Origin of the sequence: Arthrobacter sp. Soil782 (assembly GCF_001428435.1) — a bacterium.
Lineage (GTDB): Bacteria > Actinomycetota > Actinomycetes > Actinomycetales > Micrococcaceae > Arthrobacter_D > Arthrobacter_D parietis.
This window is the reverse complement of record NZ_LMSO01000001.1, coordinates 903,029-918,739: the sequence shown is the minus strand read 5'-3', so window position 1 is coordinate 918,739 and position 15,711 is coordinate 903,029. Positions and strand designations below refer to the sequence as shown.

The window sequence follows — 15,711 nt, the reverse complement described above, 5'->3', positions numbered from 1 at the left end:
ACGCCAAAATCGGTGCTGTAAAAACATGACATGTCAGGTTAATGACATCGTCCTGTGTGCACGCCGGTGCAGGAATGAAATGGAACGCAAACCGCGGTATTACCGGGCGGACGGGCTCGCCTTGGACAGTCCGCCGGGAACGTCTGAGACGGCATTTGTCCTCATCAGGCCATGTCCTGAATAGGGCGCCTTCTCAGCTGGACAACCCGCAACCGCCACGCACATGCTGGTTTTACCGGCTCGACGGCGAGCCGGATCGCGTCACATGCAACCTGACGAAAGGGAACGTCCAGTGAAGAAGATTATCGGCGCAGCCGCAGGGATCCTTGTCGCAGCAGCGGTTCTTGCACCGGCAACCCCGGCAGTTGGAGCAGCTAGCTGGGACTGGCCAAAGACGGTAACCGCAAGCTGGGATTGGCCGAAATAAGACCAACCACACAGCGATTCAGGTCTTCGTCGCGAAGCTGAAACGCCCCAAAGACTCGCCCCAGCGGGGGTAACCATTAGCCCGAAGGAGGATGCCATGAGTCAGCTGACCGCAGTTCGAACCGCCTCACGAACCGCACTCAGCACTCAATGGTGGCATCTTTCCACTCATGCAGGCGGCTTCGATGTAGCGGACGGCATCATTGGAGACCTGGTTACCCCGCTGGCGGCGCAGGCCCACGTACTGCGGGCCGAAAGATGGTTCTACACGCGGAGTGTAGAACCATCGTCATCTGTTCAGGTACGGCTGCACATTCTGGCGCAGCCGGCCACAATTGAACGGTTGCAAACAGTCCATCAAGTACTTCTGAAGCGCAATGGCGGCGCTCTGGCCGCGATGCCCTGCCGGCAATCCACCTCAACTCCCGCTACGCATGGTTACTATCTGCGCGGGGCGGAAGATGCGGATCCCCAGCTTGAGTCTGAGCTCTTCAAGTACGGCGGCGTGGAAGGCCTGCAGCTGGCAGAGGAAGTTTTCGAACTCTCCTCCGAGCTCGCTGCCTGGGGCACACAGCGCTTCACCAAGATGCACAGTCGGTCCGCTTTTGCCGCGCTGGTTGTTTTCGACTCTGCACGCAGCATGATGACGGGCTCGCGATCAGCCAGTTGGGCTGATCGGCGCCGAATTTCCTGGGATTACTACTGGGACAGCCATCTCAGGACCTGCACGCCGGATCTCGGTGCCCGCGGCTCCGCCGTTCGGGAGGCCATGGCCAACCAGGTGAGCGCCAAGACGCCCGCATTTCAAAGTCTGATGGCCGCTACCGCCGCCGAGTCAGCGGTCCACAATTGGAGACGCCGGTGGTTCCGCACACTGGACGCCTATCTGTACCGCGCGGACAGGGCCCGAGTCAGCCGCAGCGCCCAGCACCTGACGGTCCATCACGCGCATATGACACTGAACCGCCTGGGTTTCAGTCCCCGTGAGGAAGCAGTACTCGGTTTGTATGCCCGTACCTGGAGCGTTGAACGGGAACGCGCCCTGTTCAGCCGGAACTGACCTTCGTCCTGCTCGATCGTCGCCACCCCAGACGAGAAAGGAAAAGTGCACGCATGGCCTACAACGAAGACGTCATCCTCGCCGCAGACGCACACGACCTGAGCGAGGCCCTGGGATGTTCCCCCGATACGGTCGAGGACCTTCGGGGCATGGGTGTGATCGCCTCCCAGGGAGAGCTCTGGGACGTGGGAGCGGCCCGCGACTATCTGCGCGATGCTGCGTGGGCAGGCAGTCTCTGGCACTAGCCGAGCAGGGCCCTCTCCGGAAGGACCGACGCTCAAGCTACTTCGGGTCGAGTACTCCGCCGTCGCGAAGACGGCTGATCAATGAGCCGAGTTCCATGCGCAGTGTTGTGCTCTTCTCGGCGAACAGATCATCCTCGAGATCACGTGCCTCGGTGAGCGCGCGGCGGCCGGCGGCGGTCATCGAATACCTGGCGTTCTCCGCCTTCACGAACTCCAATTGGCTGAGTTCGGCGAGGGAGCGTGCGGTGATCTCCTCTGACAGGAGGCACTGCGCTGCAACATCGGGGATGGAGGCTGCAGACAACTCCGCCAGACCGCTCAGGACCGACAGGTCAACCGGAGTCAGCCGGAGTTCGGCCAGCTGGGAATGCAGGTGCTCCTGGACAAAATGTGCTGCCGTGGTCAGCATGAGCCGCGTTGAATGCGTGTGCAGCGGCGCGCCGTCGTTTTCGTTGATTTCAGCAGTGCTGAAGGGATCGGGCAGGTCGATGCGAGGATCAGAAGGTGTGTGCATGCCGGGGTCCGAAGCGGTGGCCATAGGGTCCCTTAAGGTGAGAGATTCAATAGCCACTGCTTGACCGATAGATGATCATAGTATGGCTTCACCCGTCCGCAAATTCGGACCGGTGAAACAAGTCCTGGTGCTCAAGTCCCGCCGTGGCCCTAGGGTTGGGCCATGGAGAAAATCAGGACTGCCCTCATCGGATTCGGCCTTGGTGGGCGGGTATTTCACGCGCCCTTCATCAGCACCAACAGCCGGTATTCACTCGATGTTGTCGTGACATCCAACGGGGACCGTATTGCGCAGGTTGAAGCCCGCTATCCGGACACGCGGACCCTTTCCACCGTCGATGAGCTGTGGCAGCAGCTGGACCTGCTGGATCTCGTTGTCGTGAGTACGCCTCCGGCCACTCACGCCCAGCTGGCCGAGCGGGCGCTGAGGGGAGGCGCCGCCGTCGTCGTGGATAAGCCCTTTGTCGTTGATTCAGCGGACGGTGAGCGGCTCATCGCGCTGGCACAGGCGGAGGGGCAGTTGCTGACGGTCTTCCAGAACAGGCGCTGGGACGGCGATTTCCTGACCGTGAGAAAGCTGCTCGAGGCGGGCAAGCTGGGCCAGGTGCGGCGGTTCGAATCCCGGATGGAAACCTATAAGCCGCTGGTCACCAAACCCTGGAAAGCAACCAGCGGAGCCGAGGAGGGCGGCGGTATCCTTTATGACCTCGGCCCGCACCTGATCGATCAGGCATTGCAGCTCTTCGGAGATGCTGAGCTCATTCATGCGGAACGTGCGGCCCACCGCGAAGCCGAAGGGCCGGACGATGACGTCTTTGTGGCCCTGAAGCATTCCTCAGGCGTGATCAGTCACCTCTGGATGAACGCACTCGCGCCGCAGGCGGCCCCGCGGTTCCGGGTCACGGGCTCCGGATCCGCGTACACCAAGTGGGGAGTGGACGTTCAGGAAGCAGCCGTTGATGCAGGCATGCTGCCCTCCGATCCCGGCTACGGTGTGGAGGACAAACTCGCCTGGGGCCTGCTCGGATTCGACCACGAGGCAACGCGGCATCCCACGGAGGACGGCAACTATCCCGCGTTCTATGACCTTCTCGCGGCTGCGCTGCAGGACGGCGGGCTCGTCCCGGTTGATCCGGCGGACAGTCTGCGTGCCCACCGGATCATCGAAGCGGCTCACGCCGTCTAGACGAGCTGGCGCCAGTCCTCGGTGAGTTCGAGGCCGTGTGCCTCGGACACTGAGGAGTGCGCCACCGCACCGCCCGCAACGTTGAGCCCGTATGCCAGGGCAGGAATAGCCTCGAAGGCACCCCGCACTCCGCGATCAGCCAGCGCCACGGCATACCGGAGGGTCACGTTGGTCAGCGCGTAGGTGGACGTGTTGGGCACGGCGCCGGGCATGTTCCCTACGCAGTAGAAGAGCGACTGGTGCACGGTGAACGTGGGTTCCTCATGCGTGGTCACGTGTGAATCCTCGAAGCAGCCGCCCTGATCCACGGCAATATCCACGAGGACGCTGCCCGGTTTCATCCGCGACACCATGTCATTGGTGACGAGCTTCGGCGCCTTGGCGCCCGGGATAAGCACCGAGCCGATCACCAGGTCTGCCTCCAGCACCGCCCGCTCGATCTCGAAGGCGTTGGACGCGATGGTGCGGACGCGGCCCGCATACTGGGCGTCGAGCTCCCGGAGCCGGGCGATATTGATGTCCAGAACGGTGACGTCCGCTCCGGTGCCCACAGCCATGGCGGTGGCGTTGGTTCCGGCAACACCTGCACCCAGCACCACAACCTTTGCCGGCCGCACGCCGGGCACGCCGCCCAGCAGCAGGCCCGGACCACCCGAGGGCGCCGTCATGACCTGCGCTCCAACCTGAACCGACAACCGCCCGGCCACCTCGGACATGGGGGCCAGCAGCGGAAGTGCCCGACCATCCTGGACGGTTTCATAGGCAATTGCCGTGACGCCGGCTTCGATCAGCGCATGGGTCAACTTCGGTTCAGCGGCGAGGTGAAGATAGGTGAAGAGGATGAGGCCCTCCCGGAAGCGGTGGTACTCCTCCGCGATCGGCTCCTTGACCTTCATGACCATGTCAGCCCTCGCCCACACATCATCGGCATCGTCGACGATCTCCGCGCCAGCGGCCACATATTCGTCATCGGTGATGTTGGACCCCGCACCGGCCGACCGCTCCACCAGGACCGTATGGCCATGGGTGCGGAACTCGTGCACGCCTGAGGCCGTAATGGCCACGCGAAACTCGTTGTTCTTCACTTCTTTGGGGACGCCGATGATCACGGGATTCTCCGTCTGCTCTCGAATTGCCTTGGGTTGACCATGGAACCTGATCAGCAGGCTTGTGGCCTGTTTCCTCAAGGATACGAGCGGTTGCCTCCGGCGGACAGGGCACTTGCAGCCCACTGGAGCAGGGCGAGCACGACGACGGCGGGTGCCGCCGTCGTTGTTTGTCTTACCTTCCGCGCAGGGAAGCGGAATGCGGACCGCTGTGACTGGCATCACTAACACGGACCCGTCATCCGTTCCAGTCGACAGTTGTCGAGTTGTAGAGCGCCAAGTGTCGCCGTCGCGGTCCTAGGATGAGTCAGTGCAGACAACACAGGTGGAGCTTGAGGTGGAGCGGATTGCCGCACGCCTCGGCCGCGGCCTCTCCCTGGAGGACCTCGACGGCGTCCTCCTCGCCTACAGCAGCCACCAATCCTCCGCAGACCGCGTGCGGGTCAACTTCCTGCTCAGCAAGAAGGTCCCGGCGGACGTGAGCGCGTGGCAGGTGCAGCACGGAATAACGACGGCGATGCGTCCGGTCGCGGTCCCGGCCAACCCCGGACTCGGGATGCTTGGGCGGGTATGCGTACCGCTGCTGGTACGCGGCTTCCGCGTCGGCTACCTGTGGGTACAGCAGGACGCCGGCGAAGACAGTGCTGCTCATATTCTCAAGCAGCTGCCCGGGGTGCGCGAGGACGTCGAGCGGCTTGCGGCCCTGCTGTTGGAGGACAACACAGCCGGTTCCGAGCACCGCACGCGCCGGGAGCGGGTTTTCCTCGCTGCCGCCACGGGTGATGGTCAGGCACTGGAGGAGTGTGCGGGCTGGCCGGAACTTGACGGCACTGCGCCGTGGCACGTCGAGGTGCTGCTCGATCGTTCGACGGCACGCCGGGAGGAGGGCACCGATGATGGGACGCTGGCGCGGCGTACCGCAGCTTTGCAGGCCACAGTCGGGGCCGACGTCGTTGTCTTCAGTGCCGGTGAGGCGTCCCATTCGGTCCTGCTGGTGCGCCATGATGCGGGTCAGGCGGAGCTGGCCTCGATCCGGCGCCGGTATGGTGAGCGGCTGGCCGCTGTCGCGGGAACGGCAGGCATTCCGTTGATGAGCGGGGCCAGCGAGCCGTTCGCTGCTCCTGATGGTCTGGCGGGTGGATACCAACAGGCGCGATCGGCGGCGCAGGCAGCCGTGGTCGATCCTTTGCTGGGCGATGCCGTGGGCTACCGCTCGATCGGCGTGTACCAGTTTCTGGCGGGCGGCGGGTGGCAGGCTTCCTCGCCGCGGTCGGTCTACTTCGAAGAACTTGAGGATTATGACCGCAACAATGAGCTGCTGCCCGTTCTGGAGCTGTTGTTCGACAAGAACGGTTCGGTGCAGGACGTGGCGGGCCAACTCCACCTGCATCGCAGTAGCGTGTACAACCGGTTGTCCCGCGTCCGTTCCGTGATCGGCGCTGATCCGCTCAGCGGGCCGGTCCGCCTTGAGCTGCACCTTGCTTTGAAGGCGCGGCGATGGTCACGGCGTCCCCGCATCTGATTTCTTCTGGGCGGCGAGCCACGCGTCGATGGCTTCCCGCCTGATGCGCCGGTGAGTTCCACGGTATTCCACCGGGATCACGCCGGCGTCGGTCAGGTTCCGCAGATAGGTATGTGAAATTCCGGCCGCTTCCGCCGCCTGCGAGGTGGTCAGCGAGTCAGCGACGGAGGTCACCGTCACGGAGTCGCCCGCCGCCAGTCTCTGCAGAAGATCGACGACGGCGTCCCTCGCTTCACCGGGAAGCTTGACGGCCGTGCCGTCCACGAACACCGTGACATCGTTGCTCTCAGCCAGGGTTCGCGCCAGCGACAGGCGCTGCGTGGTGGGGAGAGCCGGGGCGGTGCGGGAGCGGGATCGGATCATAACGCTATTCTGCCAATCCGGTTGCTTCGAAACACTAAGGACTTCCGTAATTAGCGCACAAACGCTATCGTTATTAAACCTTAACTAAGCGAGCTTAGTTGTTGCTTCTCAGAACGACTGCAGTTGGACGGTGGCAAACAATGACGATTATCAACCCGGACCATCGAAGTACCATGTTGCCCTCAACGGGGCAGCTGGCCGAGCGGGATAGCGCTTTGCCGTGGTGCGGAACCTGTGGAACCGATGAGTTCCTGATCTACGAGGACTTTGTTCCTGCGCGTGTTTCCTCTGGAGGGCGGGATCTGCTTCCTGCCAGTGTCAGTTATTCCTGCTCCGTCTGCGGATCCTTCAATGGACATCAGGTTCCACCCATGTGGAGTCCTCCGCACTGGTTCTGGTACAGCTGAAGACCGTAACTCCGCACCGTTGAAAGCCCTCCGTCTCCTCGGAGGGCTTTCCTTTTATTACCCACTCTTTCCCCGCGCATGACCGCCTAGCCGCGGCCGATGAAGGGCATGCCGCTGGCCGTCATGACCACTGTGCCGATGTTGGCTGATGGCGGTAGCTGCGCCATATGCAGCACGGTGCGGGCGGCCTCTTCCACCGGGAACGTGGGTTCCACCCGACGGGAGCCGTCCGCCTGCAGCGCGCCCTCGCCAACGCCGAGGGTGGTCATAAGCCCTGTGGAGGTATTGCCGATGTCGATCTGACCGCACGTAATGCCGTAGGCGCGTCCGTCCAGTTCGATCGACTTGGTCAGCCCTGTCACTGCATGTTTTGTTGCGGTGTACGCCGCCGACCGCGGCCGTGGAGAGTGGGCAGCAATGGACCCGTTGTTGATGATGCGCCCGCCCTGCGGATCCTGCTGCTTCATGATGCGGAACGCTTCCGCCGCGCACAGGAACGAACCCGTCAGGTTTATCGCCACCGTTGACGTCCATTCCTCCGGGCTGATCTCGTCAACTGCGCCCGCGGGACCAATGGTTCCCGCGTTGTTGAACAGGAAATCGAGCCTGCCCCAGCGTTGATGTACGTGCGCGAAGAGGTGGGCGACGTCGTCGGGCCGACTGATATCGGTTGGAAAGACGTCAGCCAATTCCCAGCCCTGTGCGGTCGCCTCGAGCGGTCCGCGACGGCGGCCCGCCAGGGTCACCGCCCAGCCCGCGTCCAGGAATGCGTGCGCCACCGCCTTGCCGATGCCGGAGCCTGCACCGGTGATGACGGCAATGCGTGGAGACTCAATCGGCAGTTCATTCATGACTTCCGGTGCCCTTTCTGGTTGGCATTCCCATCTTGGCAGGCATTCACTCTATAGTAATGGAATAATAGTTCCATATTGCGAAAGCGCGGGTTGGAATGGACCCGGAGGAACAAAGGCCATCTGCCGCATTGCAAGGGTGCGATGCCGGTCAGGCAGTGAATCGAGCGGGCACGTTCCGCGCAGCGAAAGAGGGTTTGGCATGGTTGCTGATCAGGGGATTGTGGGTTCGGGTGTTGGCGGGGATTCGGATCCTGAGGAGACGGCTGAGTGGATTGAGTCCTTTGATCAGTTGATTGATCAGCGTGGCTCTGATCGTGCCCGTGATGTTTTGGGGCGTTTGCTGGCGCGTGCTGGTGGCCGGTCGGTGGGTCTTCCCAGTGTTGTGACCACTGATTATGTGAACTCNTCTGATCGTGCCCGTGATGTTTTGGGGCGTTTGCTGGCGCGTGCTGGTGGCCGGTCGGTGGGTCTTCCCAGTGTTGTGACCACTGATTATGTGAACTCGATTCCGGTCGATGAGGAGCCTGAGTTCCCCGGGGATGAGGAGATCGAGCGGAAGTACCGGGCGTGGATGCGGTGGAATGCTGCGGTGATGGTGCATCGGGCGCAGCGTCCGGAGATCGGTGTGGGKGGCCATATTTCCACGTATGCGGGAGCGGCGACCCTGTATGAGGTGGGGTTCAATCATTTCTTCAAGGGTAAGGACCACCCCTCGGGTGGGGATCAGGTGTTCTTCCAGGGCCACGCGTCGCCGGGGATGTATGCGCGTGCGTTCCTGGAGGGCCGGCTGACCGAGGAGGATCTGGACGGGTTCCTAAAGCCTCTGCGAAGTGCTGGCTCNGAGGTGGGGTTCAATCATTTCTTCAAGGGTAAGGACCACCCCTCGGGTGGGGATCAGGTGTTCTTCCAGGGCCACGCGTCGCCGGGGATGTATGCGCGCGCGTTCCTGGAGGGCCGGCTCTCGGAGGAGGATCTGGACGGGTTCCGGCAGGAGAAGTCCAAGGCCGGGCATGCGTTGTCTTCGTATCCGCACCCCAGGTTGATGCCGGATTTTTGGGAGTTCCCGACGGTGTCGATGGGGATCGGGCCGATGAACGCGATCTACCAGGCGCAGTCCAACCGGTATCTGCAGAACCGCGGGTTGAAAGACACCAGCGGGCAGCAGGTGTGGGCGTTCCTGGGCGATGGGGAGATGGATGAGCCCGAGTCGCGTGGGTTGTTGCAGTTGGCGGCCAATGAGAATCTGGACAACCTGAACTTTGTGATYAACTGCAACCTGCAGCGCCTGGACGGGCCGGTGCGTGGTAACGGGAAGATCATGCAGGAACTCGAGGCGTTTTTCCGCGGTGCCGGGTGGAACGTGATCAGGTAACGGGAAGATCATGCAGGAACTCGAGGCGTTTTTCCGCGGTGCCGGGTGGAACGTGATCAAGGTTGTCTGGGGCCGGGAGTGGGATGACCTGCTCGCCAGGGACACCACCGGGGATCTGGTGAAGATCATGAATGAGACCGCTGACGGGGATTACCAGACGTATAAGGCAGAATCCGGTGGGTTCGTGCGCGATCATTTCTTCGGGAAGACCCCGGCCACGAAGGACCTCGTGGCGGATATGGATGATGCCCAGGTCTGGGGCCTCAAGCGAGGCGGCCATGATTACCGGAAGGTATACGCGGCGTACAAGGCCGCCACCGAGTTCAAGGGCAAACCCACGGTGATCCTGGCCAAAACGGTCAAGGGGTACGGCCTGGGTTCACACTTCGAGGGCCGTAACGCGACCCACCAGATGAAGAAACTCACCCTTCAGGACCTGACTTCCGCGACCACCTGCGCATCCCCATCCCCGACGAAGCGCTTGAAGCTGATCCATATGCGCCGCCTTACTACCATCCGGGTGCTGAGACGAAGGAAATCCAGTACCTGTTGGACCGGCGTCGCGAGCTCGGGGGATTCGTTCCCGAGCGCCGGACCAGGGCGGCGGCGCTGGAACTGCCGGGTGACAAGGCTTATGAAGTGGCCAATCGGGGATCGGGGAAGCAGCAGGCAGCCACCACCATGGCCTTCGTCCGCCTCCTCAAAGACCTTATGCGCGAGAAAGGCATAGGATCACGCATCGTCCCGATTGTGCCCGATGAATCGCGCACCTTCGGTATGGACGCGTTCTTCCCGACGGCGAAGATTTACAACCCGGACGGCCAGAACTACCTCTCCGTTGACCGGGAGTTGGTTCTCGCGTACAAGGAATCGATTCAAGGCCAAATCCTGCATCCGGGGATCAATGAGGCCGGTGCGGTGGCTGCCTTCACAGCTGCGGGTACCGCCTATGCAACCCACGGCGAGCCGCTGATTCCGATCTACGTGTTCTACTCGATGTTCGGATTCCAGCGCACCGGCGATTCCTTCTGGGCCGCCGGAGACCAGATGACCCGCGGCTTCATCATCGGAGCCACCGCCGGCCGGACCACCCTCACCGGCGAAGGACTCCAGCACGCAGACGGCCACTCACCCATCCTCGCCTCCACCAACCCGGCCGTCATCACCTACGACCCCGCCTACGGCTACGAGTTGGGCATCATTATGCGCGCGGGTCTGGAGCGCATGTATGGCGGAGGCTCGGATGACCCGAATGTCATGTACTACCTGACCGTCTACAACGAACCGATCATTCAGCCGCCGCTGCCTGACGGACTGGACGCGGACGCCGTCGTGCGGGGGATCTACCGGCTGAAACCGGGGAACGACGACGGCGGCGCGCCGAAGGCGCAGATTCTCGCGTCTGGCGTCGCGGTGCCGTGGGCGCTCGAAGCGCAGCAGCTGTTGGCTGATCACTGGGGTGTTTCAGCTGATGTGTGGTCGGTGACGTCGTGGACCGAGCTTCGCCGCGACGCCCTGTTGGCCGAGGAAGAGTCCTTCCTCAATCCCGACGCAGAGGCACGCGTTCCCTTCGTTACCCAGCAGCTTGGGGACGCACCCGGACCCATCGTTGCCGTCACCGACTACATGAAGGCCGTACCGGACCAGATCCGCCAATTCCTCCCCCAGGAATTCGCCACCCTCGGCGCCGACGGCTTCGGCTTCTCCGATACCCGCGCAGCAGCCAGACGGTACTTCAAGATCGACTCACACTCCGTCGTCGTACGCACCCTCGAACTCCTCGCCAAACGAGGAGAAGTCGACGCGGACGCACCACGCCAAGCCATCGAGAAGTACTCACTCCTTACCATTCCGTGACGTCGAGTTGGCAGGACAAGCCCCTAATGGTGTGCGAACAGGGGTGTGTCCCGCCCCCTCGCGGGGGATTTCAAGGAACGTCATGATCGTGTCGGTCAAATATGAGTGTGTTTACACTTGAGCAGGTCATGAGTGCCAGCGCGAAGCCCCGGCTTGCTGGACAGCAACCCTCCTTCCGCGGCGGGGTGCTCCGGGTGAGGACCAGGCCGCCCGGCACAAGCCGGACGGCAAGCGCGGCCCCGCGGTGCTTCCACCCTGCTGGGCCACATGCCTGAGGAGCCTTGCATGTCCAACCAATGGTCATTCGAAACCCGTCAGATCCACGCCGGACAGGAACCGGACAGCGCAACCGGCGCCCGCGCCCTGCCGATCTACCAGACCACCTCGTTCGTTTTTCCCAGTGCGGAGAGCGCGGCCAACCGTTTTGCACTGGCCGAGCTCGCTCCGATCTACACCCGGATCGGTAACCCCACCCAGGAAGCCGTCGAGCAGCGGATCGCCAGTCTGGAAGGCGGACTAGGTGCGCTGCTGCTCAGCTCGGGGCAGGCTGCCGAAACCTTCGCCATCCTGAACATCGCGGAGGCAGGCGACCACGTCGTCGCCAGCCCCAGCCTGTACGGCGGCACATACAATCTCCTGGCTCATACGCTGAAGAAGTTCGGTATTTCGGTGACGTTCGTAGCGGACCCGGACAACCTGGACCAGTGGCGCGCCGCCGTCCAGCCGAACACCAAGCTGTTCTTCGCAGAGGTGGTCTCCAACCCCCGGCAGGACGTACTGGACATCGAAGGGGTTTCGGCGGCTGCGCATGATGCAGGTGTGCCGCTGATCGTGGACAACACCCTGGCCACTCCGTACCTCATCCGTCCGCTGGAGTGGGGTGCGGACATCGTTGTCCATTCAGCCACGAAATACCTCGGTGGACACGGCTCAGCCATCGCCGGCGTCATCGTGGACTCGGGGAAGTTCGACTTTGGCGCGGACCCCGGCCGGTACCCGGGCTTCAACACGCCGGATCCGACGTACAACGGGCTGGTGTACGCCCGTGATCTCGGCGCCGACGGTGCGTTGGGTGCCAACCTGTCCTACATCCTCAAGGCGCGGGTGCAGCTGCTGCGTGACCTGGGATCGGCGGTGTCGCCCTTCAATGCCTTCCTGATCGCGCAGGGGCTGGAAACCCTGAGCCTGCGCATGGAGCGGCACGTCGCCAACGCTGCGGAGGTGGCACAGTGGCTCGAGGCGCGTGACGACGTCGAATCGGTCGCCTACGCGGGGCTGCCGTCGAGTCCCTGGTTTGAGCGCGGACGCAAGTACGGGCCGAATGGGATCGGCGCCATCGTCGCGTTCGATCTCGCCGGCGGTGCAGAGGCCGGCAAGCGTTTCGTGGATGCCCTTGAACTGCATTCACACGTGGCCAACCTCGGGGACGTCCGTTCATTGGTGATCCATCCGGCGTCGACCACCCATAGCCAGCTCTCGCCCGAGCAGCAGGCAATTGCCGGTGTACGGCCGGGGCTGGTGCGGCTCTCTGTCGGGATCGAGCACATCGAGGACATCCTGGCAGACCTCGAAACCGGCTTCCGGGCCGCCAAGGCAGCCGGCGCGTAAGTCCGTCCGGCAATAGAGGCGGCGCGGGTCAGGAGCCTGCCCAGTCCAGCAGCTTTTCCAGCGGCCAGGTGGTGATGATTCGCTCAGCCGGCACGCCGTTGGACTCTGCCCGCTGGGCTCCGTACTGGAGAAAGTCCAGCTGGCCGGGGGCGTGGGCGTCGCTGTCGATGCTGAACAGGCAGCCGGCGTCGAGGGCAAGCTGAATAAGGTCATCGGGCGGGTCCTGCCGTTCCGGCCGGGAGTTGATTTCCACGGCCACGTTGTTCTCCGCGCAGGCGGCGAACACCTTTTCGGCGTCGAACTCGGATTGCGGGCGCTGGCCGCGGGAGCCCTGGACAAGGCGCCCGGTGCAGTGCCCCAGGACGTTGGTGTGCGGATCTCGGATCCCGCCCAGCATCCGGGAGGTCATCGTCCGCCGGTCGGAGCGCAGCTTGGAGTGGACGCTGGCGACCACGATGTCCAGCCGGTCGAGCATTTCCGTTGACTGGTCCAGCGTTCCGTCCTCAAGGATGTCCACCTCGATGCCCTTGAGCAGGCGGAAACCGTCACCGGCGTCGTCGTTGATCTGCTCCACTATCTGCAGTTGTTCGGTCAGGCGTTCAGCGCTCAGGCCGTTTGCGATCTTCAGGTTGGGCGAGTGGTCGGTGAGGGCGAGGTATTCATGCTTGAGTGACCGTGCCGCGTCGACCATGAGCGGGATGGGGCTGCCGCCGTCGGACCAGTTGCTGTGGCTGTGGAGATCGCCGCGGAGGAGCGAGCGGAGGTGAGTGCCGCCGTCGGTCAGGGACTGGCTGGAACGGTCGCGAAGATCGGCGAGGTACGCCGGGACCTCCCCGGCCAGCGCCTGCGTGATCACTTCGAAGGAGCGGGCGCCGATGCCCTTCATACGTTTGAGCCTGCCGTCACGGGCACGTGCTGCAAGCTCTTCAGGCGTGAGGTCGGCGATGGTCTCAGCCGCACGGCGGAACGCCTGCACCTTGAAACTCGGCGCCAGTTCCCGTTCAAGCCAGAAGGCGATTTCGTTCAGAGCATCGGTGGCGTCCATAGGGCAATCCTGCCCCATCCGGTGTTGTAGCGGGCGGCCCACCGACAGTTCGATGATGTGACCCAGGTAACGCTTGACAACAGGCCTGTGACGCGGACTACAATGAAAGCGGAATAAAGATTCCGCAATACAAAAACTTTGCGAATCTCAATCTATCGCCGGAAACATCGAGTCAAATCGAATTCATTCGAGGGTAAGGGTGTTCAGCGCCGGCGATAGCGCTCAATAGAAAGCTGACACCCATGCGTCTTGACACCCTCAATACCTGTACGCCGGCGGAGGCCGCTGAACAGTTGACCCCCTGCGTGGATATTCCGCGCTGGGTCAACGCCATCGTTGATGCCCGGCCGTTCTCCTCCGAGGCTGAGGTCATTGCCTTCGCGGAGAACGCAGCGCACCCCTGGACTGAAGCGGAAATCGACGGCGCCCTGACCCATCACCCGCGCATCGGCGAGCGAGCCCGCGGGAACACCACGGAAGCCACCATGTCCCGCGGAGAACAGGCCGGCGTAAGCACCGCCGGCGAAACCCAGGCCGCACTCCTCGAAGGCAACCGCGCCTATGAGGAGAAGTTCGGGCGCGTCTTCCTGATCCGGGCCGCCGGACGCAGTGCCGAAGACATTCTCGGCGCGCTCAACGAGCGCCTGCACAATACGCCTGAGCAGGAACTGGACATCATTGCCCAGCAACTGCGTGAAATCGCCGTCCTTCGACTCAAGGGGGTCCTTGCAGCATGAGCCGCAGCCACGTCACCACCCACGTCCTCGACACCGGAACGGGACGTCCCGCCGTCGGCGTCGCTACCAGGCTGGACCGGCGGACGCCGGACGGCTGGCAGGAAGTCGCTGAAGGAACCACTGACGACGACGGCCGCATCACCAACCTCGGCCCGGAAGCCCTCGAAGCGGGAACCTACCGGATCGACTTTGAAACCGGCCGTTACTTCGCCGGTACGGACACCGAAACCTTCTTCCCGTCCGTCTCACTCATATTCGAACTTACCGACCCGGCACAGCACTACCACGTGCCGCTTTTGATTAGTCCCTTCGCCTATTCCACCTACCGAGGAAGCTGACAATGACGACACCAACCATCGAAAACAACACCACTGCGGGTGCCGAAAGCACCGGACGCATCGTTCTCGGCCGCAATCAGTACGGCAAAGCCGAATGCCGGCTCGTGAAGATCTCCCGCGACACGGCGCGCCACCAGATCGAGGACCTCAACGTCACCTCGCAGCTGCACGGTGACTTCGAATCCGCCCACACCGAGGGTGACAACTCCAAGGTCGTCGCGACCGACACCCAGAAGAACACCGTGTATGCGTTTGCCCGTGACGGCATCGGCTCGCCTGAGCAGTTCCTCCTGCGCCTGGGGAAGCACTTCACCGAGAGCTTTGACTGGGTGACCGGTGGTCGCTGGCAGGCGGAGCAGTACTTCTGGGAGCGGATCAACGATCACGATCACGCATTCGCACGCAACAAGTCCGAAACCCGCACGGCGGTCCTGCTCATCGAGAATGGTGTCCGCCACATCGTTGCCGGCATCGAGGACCTCACGGTCCTGAAGTCGACCGGCTCGGAGTTCCACGGGTTCCCCCGCGACCGATACACCACCCTGCAGGAAACCACGGACCGCATCCTGGCCACCGACGTGACCGCCCGCTGGCGGTATGCGCCCGACACCACGGACATCGACTTCACCGCTGTCTACGCCAGCGTGCGCGGAATTTTCCTCGATGCCTTCGCCCAGACCCACTCGCTGGCCCTGCAGCAGACCATGTTTGAAATGGGCCGTAAGGCGCTGGAAGCCCATCCCGAAATCGAGGAGATCAAGCTCTCCCTGCCCAACAATCACCACTTCCTCGTGGACCTCGAGCCGTTCGGTCTCGACAACCCGGGCGAGGTCTTCTTTGCGGCTGACCGGCCGTACGGACTCATCGAGGCGACCGTACAGCGCGAACGCGCCGGGGAACCCTCCAGCGAAGCAGCCATCTGGGCCAATATCCCCGGCTTCTGCTGAGCACGGCCGGGACGGCGCGGACTCGCGCCGTCCCGACCGCGGACGGCCGTGCACCTGCACGTGCCCGGCCGTTCAACCAACCACTCATGTGAGACAAGGAAGTCATACTCATGAAAGCAGTCAGC

The 15,711-nt window shown here is 63.0% G+C and carries 13 protein-coding genes, 2 pseudogenes and 1 riboswitch; of the genes and pseudogenes, 10 read left to right on the top strand and 5 right to left on the bottom strand.

The genetic code is table 11. The features are described from left to right. Positions 1–523: 523 nt before the first annotated feature. Positions 524–1,486 (top strand): lantibiotic dehydratase C-terminal domain-containing protein, encoded by a 963-nt coding sequence (locus ASH00_RS04360; RefSeq protein WP_056545372.1) that lies wholly within the window; start codon positions 524–526, stop codon positions 1,484–1,486. Positions 1,487–1,539: 53 nt separating this feature from the next. Next, positions 1,540–1,731: a hypothetical protein gene (locus ASH00_RS04355; protein ID WP_056545370.1), complete on the top strand. Its 192-nt coding sequence runs from the start codon at positions 1,540–1,542 to the stop codon at positions 1,729–1,731. A gap of 37 nt (positions 1,732–1,768) precedes the next feature. On the opposite strand, the gene ASH00_RS04350 is transcribed toward ASH00_RS04355, so the two are convergent. Beyond that, the gene (locus ASH00_RS04350; protein WP_056545368.1) at positions 1,769–2,269 is read right to left on the bottom strand and encodes a hypothetical protein; all 501 of its coding nucleotides are present in this window, start codon (positions 2,267–2,269) and stop codon (positions 1,769–1,771) included. Positions 2,270–2,407: 138 nt separating this feature from the next. On the opposite strand from ASH00_RS04350, the gene ASH00_RS04345 reads away from it, so the two are divergent. Next, entirely contained in the window at positions 2,408–3,430 is a 1,023-nt protein-coding gene (locus tag ASH00_RS04345; RefSeq protein ID WP_056545367.1) for a Gfo/Idh/MocA family protein, read from the top strand. On the opposite strand, the gene ald is transcribed toward ASH00_RS04345, so the two are convergent. After that, on the bottom strand, positions 3,427–4,539 hold the full coding sequence (gene ald / locus ASH00_RS04340) for an alanine dehydrogenase (RefSeq protein WP_056545365.1): 1,113 nt from the start codon (positions 4,537–4,539) through the stop codon (positions 3,427–3,429). The two genes, ASH00_RS04345 and ald, sit on opposite strands and share 4 nt — an antisense overlap. A 307-nt stretch (positions 4,540–4,846) precedes the next feature. Here ald and ASH00_RS04335 point away from each other — a divergent pair, with 307 nt between their 5' ends. Further along, the gene (locus ASH00_RS04335; protein WP_056545364.1) at positions 4,847–6,058 is read left to right on the top strand and encodes a PucR family transcriptional regulator; all 1,212 of its coding nucleotides are present in this window, start codon (positions 4,847–4,849) and stop codon (positions 6,056–6,058) included. Here the strand turns inward: ASH00_RS04335 and ASH00_RS04330 are convergent. Further along, entirely contained in the window at positions 6,038–6,421 is a 384-nt protein-coding gene (locus tag ASH00_RS04330; protein ID WP_056545362.1) for a helix-turn-helix domain-containing protein, read from the bottom strand. The genes ASH00_RS04335 and ASH00_RS04330 overlap by 21 nt on opposite strands. Positions 6,422–6,914: 493 nt before the next feature. Continuing rightward, positions 6,915–7,679, bottom strand: a complete 765-nt coding sequence (locus ASH00_RS04325; RefSeq protein ID WP_056545361.1) for an SDR family oxidoreductase — start codon at positions 7,677–7,679, stop codon at positions 6,915–6,917. 409 nt (positions 7,680–8,088) lie between these two features. Here ASH00_RS04325 and ASH00_RS16945 point away from each other — a divergent pair. The 3 genes and pseudogenes from ASH00_RS16945 to ASH00_RS04315 all read left to right on the top strand — a co-directional run. Beyond that, positions 8,089–8,522 (top strand): annotated as a pseudogene (locus ASH00_RS16945) (pyruvate dehydrogenase (acetyl-transferring), homodimeric type); the annotation flags it as partial. Position 8,523: 1 nt separating this feature from the next. Next, positions 8,524–10,911: pseudogene (locus ASH00_RS16790) on the top strand (transketolase-like TK C-terminal-containing protein); the annotation flags it as partial. Positions 10,912–11,035: 124 nt separating this feature from the next. Beyond that, positions 11,036–11,151, top strand: a riboswitch (SAM riboswitch). Positions 11,152–11,196: 45 nt separating this feature from the next. Beyond that, positions 11,197–12,519, top strand: coding sequence for a bifunctional o-acetylhomoserine/o-acetylserine sulfhydrylase (locus ASH00_RS04315; RefSeq protein WP_056545359.1), 1,323 nt, complete (start codon positions 11,197–11,199; stop codon positions 12,517–12,519). A 28-nt stretch (positions 12,520–12,547) separates the two neighbouring features. Here ASH00_RS04315 and ASH00_RS04310 read toward each other — a convergent pair whose 3' ends face one another. After that, positions 12,548–13,564 carry a PHP domain-containing protein gene (locus tag ASH00_RS04310; RefSeq protein ID WP_056545357.1) on the bottom strand — a complete coding sequence of 339 codons (1,017 nt, stop codon included), beginning with the start codon at positions 13,562–13,564 and terminating at the stop codon, positions 12,548–12,550. Positions 13,565–13,806: 242 nt separating this feature from the next. On the opposite strand from ASH00_RS04310, the gene uraD reads away from it, so the two are divergent. From uraD to pucL, 3 genes are read left to right on the top strand one after another with little or no spacing between them, the layout of a single operon-like run. After that, on the top strand, positions 13,807–14,301 hold the full coding sequence (gene uraD / locus ASH00_RS04305; RefSeq protein ID WP_056545355.1) for a 2-oxo-4-hydroxy-4-carboxy-5-ureidoimidazoline decarboxylase: 495 nt from the start codon (positions 13,807–13,809) through the stop codon (positions 14,299–14,301). After that, positions 14,298–14,639 carry a hydroxyisourate hydrolase gene (uraH, locus tag ASH00_RS04300; RefSeq protein WP_056545353.1) on the top strand — a complete coding sequence of 114 codons (342 nt, stop codon included), beginning with the start codon at positions 14,298–14,300 and terminating at the stop codon, positions 14,637–14,639. The genes uraD and uraH overlap by 4 nt, the downstream gene beginning before the upstream one ends. A gap of 2 nt (positions 14,640–14,641) precedes the next feature. Further along, positions 14,642–15,586, top strand: coding sequence for a factor-independent urate hydroxylase (gene pucL, locus ASH00_RS04295; RefSeq protein ID WP_056545350.1), 945 nt, complete (start codon positions 14,642–14,644; stop codon positions 15,584–15,586). Positions 15,587–15,711: the final 125 nt, after the last annotated feature.

Coding starts and splice junctions, on each gene's coding strand:
- ASH00_RS04360 (WP_056545372.1), top strand. CDS start 524: ATGAGTCAGCTGACCGCAGTTCGAACCGCCTCACGAACCGCACTCAGC.
- ASH00_RS04355 (WP_056545370.1), top strand. CDS start 1,540: ATGGCCTACAACGAAGACGTCATCCTCGCCGCAGACGCACACGACCTG.
- ASH00_RS04350 (WP_056545368.1), bottom strand. CDS start 2,269: ATGGCCACCGCTTCGGACCCCGGCATGCACACACCTTCTGATCCTCGC.
- ASH00_RS04345 (WP_056545367.1), top strand. CDS start 2,408: ATGGAGAAAATCAGGACTGCCCTCATCGGATTCGGCCTTGGTGGGCGG.
- ASH00_RS04330 (WP_056545362.1), bottom strand. CDS start 6,421: ATGATCCGATCCCGCTCCCGCACCGCCCCGGCTCTCCCCACCACGCAG.
- ASH00_RS04325 (WP_056545361.1), bottom strand. CDS start 7,679: ATGAATGAACTGCCGATTGAGTCTCCACGCATTGCCGTCATCACCGGT.
- ASH00_RS04315 (WP_056545359.1), top strand. CDS start 11,197: ATGTCCAACCAATGGTCATTCGAAACCCGTCAGATCCACGCCGGACAG.
- ASH00_RS04310 (WP_056545357.1), bottom strand. CDS start 13,564: ATGGACGCCACCGATGCTCTGAACGAAATCGCCTTCTGGCTTGAACGG.
- uraD (WP_056545355.1), top strand. CDS start 13,807: ATGCGTCTTGACACCCTCAATACCTGTACGCCGGCGGAGGCCGCTGAA.
- uraH (WP_056545353.1), top strand. CDS start 14,298: ATGAGCCGCAGCCACGTCACCACCCACGTCCTCGACACCGGAACGGGA.
- pucL (WP_056545350.1), top strand. CDS start 14,642: ATGACGACACCAACCATCGAAAACAACACCACTGCGGGTGCCGAAAGC.